This window comes from Pseudomonas gessardii (assembly GCF_001983165.1).
In the GTDB taxonomy this organism is placed as follows: domain Bacteria; phylum Pseudomonadota; class Gammaproteobacteria; order Pseudomonadales; family Pseudomonadaceae; genus Aquipseudomonas; species Aquipseudomonas gessardii.
Map to the genome: position 1 here is coordinate 1 of NZ_MNPU01000082.1, position 10,979 is coordinate 10,979.

At 50.0% G+C, this 10,979-nt stretch carries 9 protein-coding genes and 1 pseudogene; 7 read left to right on the forward strand and 3 right to left on the reverse strand.

The window, feature by feature from the left end; genetic code table 11:
* The 4 genes from BLL38_RS28885 to BLL38_RS28905 form a co-directional block, all read left to right on the forward strand.
* On the forward strand, positions 1–112 hold a 112-nt coding region (locus BLL38_RS28885; protein WP_130202206.1), incomplete at its 5' end, for a transposase domain-containing protein.
* A gap of 175 nt (positions 113–287) precedes the next feature.
* Positions 288–569: a hypothetical protein gene (locus tag BLL38_RS31595; protein WP_242627649.1), complete on the forward strand. Its 282-nt coding sequence runs from the start codon at positions 288–290 to the stop codon at positions 567–569.
* Positions 566–1,312 carry an IS21-like element helper ATPase IstB gene (gene istB / locus BLL38_RS28895; protein WP_069556791.1) on the forward strand — a complete coding sequence of 249 codons (747 nt, stop codon included), beginning with the start codon at positions 566–568 and terminating at the stop codon, positions 1,310–1,312. The genes BLL38_RS31595 and istB overlap by 4 nt, the downstream gene beginning before the upstream one ends.
* Before the next feature lie 584 nt (positions 1,313–1,896).
* Positions 1,897–4,227, forward strand: a complete 2,331-nt coding sequence (locus BLL38_RS28905; RefSeq protein ID WP_242627650.1) for a hypothetical protein — start codon at positions 1,897–1,899, stop codon at positions 4,225–4,227.
* Between the two features lie 438 nt (positions 4,228–4,665).
* On the opposite strand, the gene BLL38_RS28910 is transcribed toward BLL38_RS28905, so the two are convergent.
* The 3 genes from BLL38_RS28910 to BLL38_RS28920 all read right to left on the reverse strand — a co-directional run bounded on the left by BLL38_RS28910 (position 4,666) and on the right by BLL38_RS28920 (position 8,540).
* Entirely contained in the window at positions 4,666–6,951 is a 2,286-nt protein-coding gene (locus tag BLL38_RS28910; protein WP_076965269.1) for an nSTAND3 domain-containing NTPase, read from the reverse strand.
* 507 nt (positions 6,952–7,458) lie between these two features.
* Complete coding sequence (locus BLL38_RS28915) at positions 7,459–7,698, reverse strand: DUF7660 family protein (RefSeq protein WP_069556794.1); 240 nt, start codon at positions 7,696–7,698, stop codon at positions 7,459–7,461.
* 329 nt (positions 7,699–8,027) lie between these two features.
* Positions 8,028–8,540 carry a signal peptidase II gene (locus tag BLL38_RS28920; protein WP_242627651.1) on the reverse strand — a complete coding sequence of 171 codons (513 nt, stop codon included), beginning with the start codon at positions 8,538–8,540 and terminating at the stop codon, positions 8,028–8,030.
* 354 nt (positions 8,541–8,894) lie between these two features.
* Here BLL38_RS28920 and BLL38_RS31600 point away from each other — a divergent pair.
* The 3 genes and pseudogenes from BLL38_RS31600 to BLL38_RS31300 form a co-directional block, all read left to right on the forward strand.
* Positions 8,895–9,077: pseudogene (locus BLL38_RS31600) on the forward strand (phage late control D family protein); the annotation flags it as partial.
* 46 nt (positions 9,078–9,123) lie between these two features.
* Positions 9,124–10,542 (forward strand): ApeA N-terminal domain 1-containing protein, encoded by a 1,419-nt coding sequence (locus BLL38_RS28930; protein ID WP_130898283.1) that lies wholly within the window; start codon positions 9,124–9,126, stop codon positions 10,540–10,542.
* Positions 10,543–10,794: 252 nt separating this feature from the next.
* A partial coding sequence (locus tag BLL38_RS31300) for a hypothetical protein (RefSeq protein WP_130898284.1) occupies positions 10,795–10,979 on the forward strand: 185 nt, incomplete at its 3' end.

Consider the following 10,979-nt stretch of genomic DNA (forward strand, 5'->3'; position numbering starts at 1 on the left):
GCATGATCCGTATGCTTATCTCAAGGATGTGCTGATGCGGCTGCCGACGCAGCGCGCCAGTGAGATCGCCGAGTTGTTGCCGCATAACTGGCTGCCGTTACGCAACCTGTAATGCCCGTTCGCTTACTCATCAGCGCCGTGTCATCGGATCGCACAAGCTGAATCGCCAGCGCGGCACTAGCACTCTCAAAGAGCACTTGGCCCCGAATCACAGCCATTTCCAAGACTCCCAGCCGGAAACGCTGATTGTATGGGCTGAGACTATTGGGCCGGAAACGCTCCGTTTCGTGAAGGACAACCTCAACCTGCGGAAAGATTTCGCGACCGGTTTGAAGGCCGTTATTGGCCTGAAACGCGACGTTCGCAAGGGGGCGATCACGCCGTCACGCCTTGAATCCGCGTGCGGCTATGCCAATAGCTTGAACATCCTGAGTTCTGAGCGGCTACGGTCGATCCTTCGGAACGAATCTGACCTGCGTCCTAACTACCAAAGATCCGCCCCCTTGGTCGAACACGCCAACATTCGCGGTGCTGAATACTACGCCTCACAAGGAGATGAGCCGCAATGAAGTCAATCCTAGATACTGCCCAAAACCTCATGACTCTTGGTCTGCACGGGATGGCCGTGGCCTACGAGCGACAGCTTGAAACACCTGCGCTGCTGAAAGAACCATTCGATACAAGGCTTGGTTTAATGATGGACGCCGAAAATAGCGAGCGTGAGAGCAGAAAAGTTGGACGCTTGCTAAAGGCCGCGAGGCTTCGTGAGAATGAAGCCACAATGGACAGCATTGAATTTAAGGCGTCCCGAGGCATAGACCGGAATACTGTCATGTCCCTCGGGGAGTGCGAATGGTTGGCGCGACGTCAGAATGTGATCATCACAGGCGCTACGGGTACTGGCAAAACTTGGCTCGCTTGCGCACTCGGAAACCAGGCCTGCCGCCTTGGACGAGCGACGCTGTACCGCACTGCCACGAAGCTTTTTGAGGAGATCTCACTGTCTTACGCTGACCACACCATTCCCAAGCTGCGTCGGCAATTGATACGCGCAGAATTATTGATCATCGACGATTTGGGCATCGGTGGCATTGACTCCCAACTCGGACCATTCCTCCTGGACGTTATCGATCAGCAGTCACAGAACGGGTCATTGCTGATCACAAGTCAGTACCCTAAAGAAAAATGGTATGACCTGTTCTCTGACCCCACGATTGCCGACGCAATTCTTGACCGTATCGTTCACAAGTCCCACATCATCGAACTGAAGGGCGAATCAATGCGAAGGATCAAAAGTCGCAAACGGGCGTAAGAGCATCCGGCATGCGTCTATGGTGGTCAATACGAATGCAATTGGTCAAGTCGAATGCAAACAGGTGGTCAAGTGCAATGCAACCACCTGTTTTTCAATACCTTTCGCCATATCGGAATTCGGCCATTTGCTATGCCCATTTTGGATCGTCGTCCTTTATCCGACATGTTCAGAATGGATCTGGGCCACCCTCAACACCCGTAAAAGTGATTTCAGGGGGTTCCCCCTCCCGCTGCCACCCGAATTGATAAAGCAGCCATTGGTAGGCGCCTTCCTGGCGGTCAGCCACGAGCAAAAGCGTCCATCCGACTCGGAGTAGTAGATTCGCGTTTTCTTCACTACGGGTACTGGTCAATTTAGTCGTCTTGTCGATGCTCATCTAGCAACCTCATGCTGAGACCATTGATGAAAGATAGCCTTGAGCCCGCCTGACCACATCTGAACGGTTCGGGTTACGCTAATTGAGGTGGCGCAAGCAAGGTCCGTCCACTCACTCTCTTCATCCAATAATGACCGCCAGAAATCGGCTAGAAGCGGAGGCTTGCCTGCTGTCGGTTTTGAGGCCTAGAACAGCAGCGAAATGTATGGATGCCGCTAAAACGAGCGCCGCATATTGGATAAGTTCTTCATCAGTGCGCATGCCAGGCCAATGTGAGGCAGCATCGCTATATGGACATGATGATAGCGAAACGATACCGTCGATGGAGGAAAATCATTTAATTTGGAGCATAGATATGGATGTCTTAGATATTAAATTAGAGAATTGCTATGGAATTCAAAAACTTGATGCCAAGTTTGATTTCAAAGGGACTCAGAAAACACCAGATGGCTCAGCCTTCTCGATCTATGCGCCGAACGGCTTCATGAAGACGTCGCTTGCGCGGACATTTCTGGACTTCCAAGAAGGACGTGACAGCCAAGACCTGATTTTCCCGACACGTACAACCATCCGCGCAATCACAGCCGAACCTGCTGCCTCGATCACCCCCGACTCCGTGTTTGTCATCAAACCCTATGTAGAGCGTTATTCCGGCTCTGGAACCTCGACATTACTAGTAAACCCCAAACTGAGGGGAGAATACGAAGAGGCGGTGAGAAATATCGAGTCGACTCAAGAAGACCTGCTGAAGACGTTGAAGGAAGCTTCAGGGTGGCCAGGTAAAGCGTCTCCCGTCTCCGAAATAAAAGAAGTCTTCAAATTTACGAATCCGTATGAATTTTTCGCAGAACTAGCAGGTAAACTTGACGGCGATACTAGATTCAATGATTTGTCCTATATAGAAATTTTCAACGACAAAACGATATCTGCGTTTAAGTCCGGCACGCTCCATCAACAGCTTCAAGAGTACATGTCTAAATATCAAGAGTTGGTGGAAGGCTCTCCTCTCCTCAGCAAGAAGTTCAACCATGCCGGGGCCAGTGATGTCTCTAAAAATCTTCAAACAAACGGTTTTTTTGAAGCTAACCACACCCTAAATATTTCTAATGGAGGGGTAAGGACTGAAGTTTCTTCTGCCAAGGAGCTGGAGGGGTTAGTTCAGGCAGAAAAGCAACGCATCTTGGGCGACAAAGAGTTATCTGCGAGGTTCGATGCGGTTGATAAACAGCTGCAAAAAAATGCTGAGCTAAAAAAGTTTAGGGAGTATTTGACACTCCATCCGGAAATACTCCCTGAACTTGGTGATTTTGAAAAATTCAGAAAGAAGCTGTGGTTCAGCTACTTCAACGTAGCTCAATCAGCTATGAAAATTTTCGCCATGGCATATGCTTCAGCAAAGGACGTAATTGCGCACACGGCAAAGCAGGCCCAGGAAGAAAAAACCAAATGGGCTGCCGTTGTCACTCAGTTCAACGAACGGTTTTATGTTCCCTTCAAGCTGGTTGTTCAGAATCAACAAGACGTAATTCTCAAAGGCGAAAGCCCAAAAGTCACCTTTGAATTTCATGATGGCCAAGAAACCTGTGGTGTCGAAGAGGAAAAGCTGCTTCAGGTTCTCAGCCAAGGAGAGAGGCGGGCACTTTACATATTGAATGTCCTTTTCGAAGTACAGGCACGCCGAGAATCGAACCAGACTACCCTGTTTGTCGTTGATGATATCGCGGACTCATTCGACTACAAAAACAAATACGCCATAATTGAGTACTTTAATGAAATTTCCAAGGTCAAGTTTTTTAGACTGCTATTTCTAACTCATAATTTTGACTTTCACCGAACAATTAGCAGCCGTCTCAATATTGCTAGAGAGCGAAGATTCTTTGCGAGAAAAGATCAGCACGCGCTAACATTTGTACCGGAAAAATATCAGAATAATCCATTTATTATTTGGAAGAAGGGACTAGCCAAGAACCCAGCTTTTCTAGTAGCGAGCATTCCTTTTGTGCGAAATCTAGCTGAGTACTGCCACGGGACTACTAGCCAGCACTACCTGAGGCTGACATCCCTTCTACACATAAAAGCAGATAGCAAGGCTCTTACAATAGCGGATCTTGAGTCAACGGTTAAGGCCACGCTATCGGACCAGGCAGCATTATCTCTTCCAAATTCCACATATAGCGCCCTTCAACTAATATACGATCAAGCGGAAGCACTCGCCGCCAATGCTGCGGACGATGTCGAACTAGAATCTAAGGTGATTTTATCCATTGCCATCAGGCTAAAGGCCGAAGAATATATGATTAATAAAATAAATGATGCCGCCTTCGTATCGGCTATCAGCAGGAATCAAACATTCGAGTTGTTCAACAAATTTTCATCAAACCTATCATTCGGTAATGATGAAATCATGGTGCTCTCGCAGGTGAATCTGATGACTCCTGAAAACATCCATCTCAACTCTTTCATGTATGAGCCTATATTGGATATGTCAGCACTTCATCTTTATGATCTGTACGAAAAGATCAAAGCTCTGTCGTGAAAGCTAGCTATAGCTACGGTATGGAGTTTGTTGCTGTGGCGTTCGCTGGATAAATGCACTAACCTGCCCCGCCCAATTTACGTTAGATAACAAGTCGCTTAAATCCGGCATGGTCGGTCATCACATCGAATTTAACCAGCACACCGATTGTGTGATGACTAGCTGCGAGTCCTGGCAACGCAGTTGGCGAAAGGCAGAAAGCGGCCGATAGAGGTGATTGAATCGTGCCTATATAAGACGAGGACAACACACGGTAGCTGAGCCGGGTTTTAAGTAGGGACGTGGTTTCGGCATTATTTCTGTGGGATTCTCCGACCCTAAACGTTTTCACACAGCTTGGACCCATACCAGACGGTCGGGAAGCTGAGACCATGCAAGAGACGGCTCGCAATTTGTGAACGAAGGGCGACGCGCCTGTTCCGCGGAGCTGGCGCTGGCCTAGCGATCAAGGAGAGGGGTAAAAAGGTCTCGAAGGGCGCGGTCGTCAAACTTTTCCCCGTCCCGCTTACTCGATGACGGGATACTCGGAGAGGAGGCGCGACTGCTTCGGTCTTCAATCTCGCCTATGCGATCCTCGATGGCTGAGACGGCGCTATTCAACTTAGCGTCCGGCACACCAAAACGTGGCGCGAACTTTTTCAAGGCATCGATCCGGTCCGATAGCGAGGACTCGCTATCATCCTCGCGAATGCGACTAGTGTTATCCTCGAACTCTTCGAGCACAGCCGTCTGCAAAGCACAGGTAATGCTGTCGGGCAGCCCATTCGCAGCGTCCACTGCATCCACAAGGGTGGAGAGCATGTCACTTGAACTCCACCGTATAGTGTCGGTAAGGGCCTTTTCGATGAGTTCTAGGAATTCGGCTTCATAAATGAACGGCCGGCCATAACCCCTGCCGTCCCGCAGGGAAAAGAACTCGATCAGAGCCTCCCCGTCTGACCATGCACTGAAGCCCTGCTGTGGATTTCGCGCGATCTTGATAATGCTGTCGGCAAACCGCCGGTCGTCAGTGATCTCCCACCAATCCATCAGCATCCGGAGCCGCCTGGAGTTTGCGGCATCATTGTATTCGAGTGAGCGGGCGTCACCGGCTCGGGGACGCCAGTGCGGGCGCTCTTCGATCATCTCGACCATATCAGCGCAGGCTCTGGCGATCTTCGCCTGGTCGGACTCGCTAAGCCCAGACGGATGCACGAAGTCCCAAAGGCTCGACAGCCAGTCGATTGAGCCCGCCGTAGGGACAAGGCGAATAAGGAGATCTGTGTCCAACAGGTAGGTTGAGAGATAGTCTTTGAGCGAAGGATTGAGAAAAGAAACCGTTGGCCCGTCGATGTTGACGACATTAACGAAGCTACCTTCCATAATACGAAGGGATTCTTCGAAATCTTTAGGACCGTGTGCCAGACCGTAGGCCATGCTCATCGAGGTATGCAGAATATCGAAAGATGAGCGAAGAGTCGTGATTGAAATCCCGTATTCTGATAGGAAAAACATCGCCATCAGGAGATGCCTGCACCGGTGATCAATGTGCGTTCGGAAAGCGGTGTCCCAAATCTGGCTTGGATTGTTCAGGGCGCCGATAAAGGCAGCGGGATAGTTGGCGGGTTCAATGTCACCAACGCGAAATGCATCGGTCATTGCCTCGATGACACGTGGGTTATAGTTCTTGTGATCAACGATTTCCGGGAGCTTCTTACTCTCTAATAGCGCCAGGATATGCGACTGAGGCGTCTCTGACACGAAAAGATGATTGTAGAGAATCCGCGCTTTGATTCGACGAGTGTAAATGCCAACATCGAGTACGTACTTCGTCACATCGAGGCGCTGATCACCAAGATGTTCAGAGACTCTACGGGCTTCCTCAAATATATAACCCCTCGTTGTCAGAATGAAACGGGCATTCGGTGAGCGACGTATGCGGCTCATGAAGCGCGCAAGGTCAGAATCTTTATGCGCCAATGCTTGTCGATCAAGGGCGACCTTTCCAAGAAAATCATCGAAAAGAAATATTTGCTTTTTGCCGTCGTTAATGGCGGCGAAGCCGTCTTCCAAACTACGGATGGGAATAAGCTCCCACTCCTCGCTTAGAAAGGTATAGCAAAGCATCTCGGCCAGTGTGGTTTTGCCGACTCCCGGCGGCCCGGATATGATGAGAAGCCGATGCTTTTCAAGCGTAGCCAGTGATTCGTCGAAGCTTGGGTTTGATGCGTAGACACGAACCTTTTGTTCGATGTCTTCACGTGTTAGCGCTGCAAAGGTATGGGCCGCCGCATGTACGACCCGCTCCAAAACACCCACGCCCGAGAGCCAGAGTTTGATGTGTGACTTGAGGATGTCTGGGTACTTCCGGAGAAGACCATTGAGGTCCTCCGGACCAAAAATATCTGCCTCAGATTTCAGACTTGGTCCTATGAGTGGAGAGAGCCTACTTTTGCCAAGCGGAGTAAACCTACTGGAGGTCGCGAGGATGTAACGGGTGGGAGCCAGCCTATCGATTGAAGAACGCTCGCGCTTCATGGCCGCCGTTAATTTGCTGAACGGCGAACCTTCATAATGCTTCGCCTGGAGAACAACGTTCCCGCAGGCGTGCGCGTGCCGACCGTCAATACCACCATCTGGGCCTGCGCAGAATGCCTCAAAGCGAAGCCCTTCTTCTTTTCCGATGAGGTCCCGGACGAGATCCTCAAAGTCCGCCGATGAGAGATTTCTGAAGTCATAGCTCATGCTGCATTTTACTCCAATCCGCGCCAAGGTCAGGTCGCTAATACTCGTCTGACAGAAGATCATCCACAGGTACCTTTGCCGTCGAATATAACCGGATGCTATCAGCATGACGCGTGAGTAAGGAGGCGAGGCGGAGTGCCCGGAGGATCGACGATTTCGCGCTGCCATCTGATAGTACAACGATGTTTAAGACAGCAAGCGGTTATTCAACAACGTCAAAACGATTGAATTTCTCTACTGAAAGTCTTAGCCCCGTTACCAGACCCGATCCCTGAAGAGACGGGGAGCGGGGGTAACCCTGAACACTTCTGCGCCAGAGTGGGATCTGAATATCAGACGCCTACTTTTCTGCTGTAAACACGCGCCTAAAGCTTCAGCAGAATCGACCCAATACAGCCAGTGAACATTGGCGGTGACCGACCAGCATCGGTCGATCGTGAGGTGGAGCCGAGCCCGTTCGGCTACCCCCCAGACGCAACGCTTAAAGCGAATAAACACTTCACCTGTTTACTCGTATATTTTTCCGCAGTACAAAAAATTAGCGAATTGCCGCCAAGGATTGGAGCCTTGAAGCCCCTGATCGACGCCAAAATTACTGGCTTCGGCCCATGCAATAGCTCCGTCTAGGAAGGCTTCTATCGTACCGTTTTCCCAGTCACCATTCGATTTGTCTTCCGCCAGGGCGTGGGCAAAAGCCAGAAAGGTATTGGCGTCCTTGACCTGATCCAATTGCTCATGAAGCTCCATGGGTTTCTCCGCTCAAAGTCATAAGTAGCTCGTCGGATTATCCATCGAGCAAATAATGTCCGCTACTGGCCAAGGCTGTGTGAACACGATTTTCAGTGCGACAGGTACTCAAAACCGGACTGGAAATCGCGCTTCTACGCGAAATCCACATCTGCTGACGTGCCGATAAATTTCAGATTTAACGTAGGCGCGCGCACTTCAATTTTGGCGAAGTGTTTTTACACACTCTGGGCCAAAAGCGGACGTTTGACTAAGGCCTACTTTGCGAAAATTGCGACCATTGAAGCCAACTGCTATCGATGATGACTCAACGGCAGCATTCCTATTTTTTACGCTTCACGGTCTTTGCGTAATTCAATCCAGAGCAACATGCCGGCCCCTATCATGATGGCAACATCAGCAATATTGAAAACCCCAGTGTGCACAGCCCCCAGGTTGAGCACCATATAGTCGACCACGTGCCCCTCACGAAACACTCGGTCAATCAAGTTGGAGGCGCCACCCAATGCGAGAAGGTAGACCGCCGCTGATCTCCGTGGAGAGCTTGTCCAGCGTGCCAAGGACCACCAAGTGGCCCAGCACACCACAGCCGCCACGCCGACTATGAAAATCACTTGTTTTACACCTGGCGCCAACCCCGCACCCAAACTAAGGAACGCGCCAGGGTTCAGGCTCAATGCGACATCCAGCCACGCGAAACTACCACCGAGTTTGAAGCTGTCCGATTGCAGCGCCCCTAACGCCTGTACCTTGACCCACTGATCCAGAGCGATAAATCCTAGGCCAATCAACACCGCAAAAAGCCGACTTCTCATCATGAGTTCCATGATCAATCCTTTCATTCATTAATACCGGGTTGGCAGGCATGGCTTGCCATTGGCAGCGGCGGCAAGATAGCGCGGCCTCGATGTTGGGTCTAGTGATGGCGGAGTTAGAAAGCGGACGCAGCATTACGGCCAAAAGCGGCCGCTCAACAATTGCGTCGTGCACGTCCTGTGACAGGGCCCAAAGCGCCTTCGGAAACACTTCGCTGTAGCTAGCGCTGCCTCGTTGTATCGATTCTCGCGAGCGGCGTTGGAGCATTTCCAAGCTCTTCGACCATACAATCTATGAAGCACCTGACACTGGCCTCCAGAAGACGCTTGCGGGGATAGATCGTCCGTATCTTTAGCTCGTCGTCAATCTCGACCCATGACGATTTGGCAGACGACCGTGGCGGCAACTACACTGGCATTATTGCCTACTACCGCGACGCTAAATCCGGTACCGAGAAATCCATCACTGCAGGCGACCAGAGCAAGCCGCAGTGCCTACGGAATCTCTATAGCAGCAAGAACAGTGCGCAGCGGGCTATAGATCGAGAATGGACGAATCAGTAGAGCCGAAGGTAGGTTGGTATTGGGTTTAGCATGCTGAGCCTGATGGATGCCCTATACGTTATCGCGGGAATCAAAATTTTATGTCGAAGGGAATCAAATGAGGCTGGAAAGCGAATTTAAAAGAACTGGATTTTTCTCTACACCAAATAACCCTGAGAAACAGTTCCAGGGCACTCTCACTATAAGTGATGGTGGCGATATTGAGCTTGAAATAACTACAATAGAAACAGATCTAATGACCTTAGATGATTATCATATTGGTCGACTTATTGGGAATCTGGAAAAAGCTGGTGCCGTAACTCTCGACGACTGCTTCTATATAAATAGAAACTTAGCATTCGGAGCGCCCGCTACATCTCGCATACGGGTCGGTCGCGCTACCATAGGAGCCGTCTATGAAGCAGAGGAAGAGACAGTCTTTTCAGAGTTCAGCTTTAGCATTGAAGGCATTGATGATTGGCTTCGAACCAGCGGCATCAAGGTAGAACGCAGTGAAAACACTGCAACGATAATGTACGAACCACAACAACCGATTATTGTATACAGTGAATCCGGTTGCGAAATATCAATTTGCTTTGCTTACACAATCCCAGGGTTCCCCACATACAGCGAAGCAAAGATCACCCAATCTGCGTACATCAAGATCTCAACCTCAGAGCCTCAATGCTTTAGTTATTTCACAGACATCGCTTATAAAATAACTAACCTGCTTTGCTTCGCCACAGCCTGTTCACTATCCATGCACTCTGTGAACGCCAAGGTTCCAGGTAGCTCGACAGATAGCGGCGAGTCTATCAAGGTAAAGCTTTTCTACCCCAGCCTCCCTTTTTCAGAATCCAAACCAGACGTCAAACGGCACGGCCTACGCTTTGCCTACCCTCAAATTCGCGATCGTTTCCCTGATATTCTTAAAAACTGGCTAGATGATTATGAATTATTGTCCCCTGCTTTTAACCTTTATTTCTCAACTCAGAATGGAACGCATAAATATTTAGACTCGAAGTTTTTATCACTAATGCAAGGATTAGAGACGTTCAGTCGGCGCACACATACAGCAACTCAAATGGACCCGGAGCACTTTCATGCGCTCACCCTACAACTATTAATATCTTGCCCATCAGAAAAACACGATTGGCTATTTGGTCGACTACAGCATGGTAATGAAACTACTCAAGCCAATAGAATCAAAAAACTAATCGAACCCTTCGAATCCCATTTCGGAGACAAAGCTACAATCAATAGCATTGTTCGCAAAATCGTAGATACCAGAAATTATCTAACACATTACGACTCAGCTGCAGAAAAGCGGGCCGCTAAAGGTCGAAACCTTTGGATTCTAGGGCAAAAACTAGAGTCCATATTCGAACTGAACATTTACAAGCGCTTATCATTCAGCGATGAAGACATCGTGAATATCTGCAAATTCGGAAACCTTAAACAAAAACTCAGCCTGTTACTCGAATAACCTCATCCCCGCGCGTGGTATAGCACTGACGCTTCATATCCCGCAGCATGCCCCGCTCCAGTTCGTCGGGCACATAGCCTGCGCGTATAGGACCGCGCAGCAGCGGTAATCCGGCCGCATTAAGCGTTCAGGCTGAAGGTACACATGGTCTGAACCGCGTTCTCGTCCAGAAGGGAAATTGGCTCTGGCGCGATGGGCTGCTTCTGGCCGTTTTTTGCCGGTCAAGGCCACCCAGTGCGCTGGTCAAATCCGATGCAAACGACTGGTCAAGCCGAATGCAAATGGGTGGTCAAGTCCATGCAATTACGCAATCAACGTCCGATGCCGGACTGGGCTCATGTCCATGCCGAGTTACGTCGCCCCGGCGTCACCTTGGCCCTGCTCTGGCAAGAGTATCGGCTCACCCATCTGCAAGGCTTCCAGTACAGCTGGTTCTG

What these genes read in the sequence shown, in the direction of transcription:
- istB (WP_069556791.1), top strand. Translation starts at nt 566, where the DNA reads ATGAAGTCAATCCTAGATACTGCCCAAAACCTCATGACTCTTGGTCTG.
- BLL38_RS28915 (WP_069556794.1), bottom strand. Translation starts at nt 7,698, where the DNA reads ATGGAGCTTCATGAGCAATTGGATCAGGTCAAGGACGCCAATACCTTT.
- BLL38_RS28910 (WP_076965269.1), bottom strand. Translation starts at nt 6,951, where the DNA reads ATGAGCTATGACTTCAGAAATCTCTCATCGGCGGACTTTGAGGATCTC.
- BLL38_RS28920 (WP_242627651.1), bottom strand. Translation starts at nt 8,540, where the DNA reads ATGAAAGGATTGATCATGGAACTCATGATGAGAAGTCGGCTTTTTGCG.
- BLL38_RS28905 (WP_242627650.1), top strand. Translation starts at nt 1,897, where the DNA reads ATGGATGCCGCTAAAACGAGCGCCGCATATTGGATAAGTTCTTCATCA.
- BLL38_RS28930 (WP_130898283.1), top strand. Translation starts at nt 9,124, where the DNA reads ATGCCCTATACGTTATCGCGGGAATCAAAATTTTATGTCGAAGGGAAT.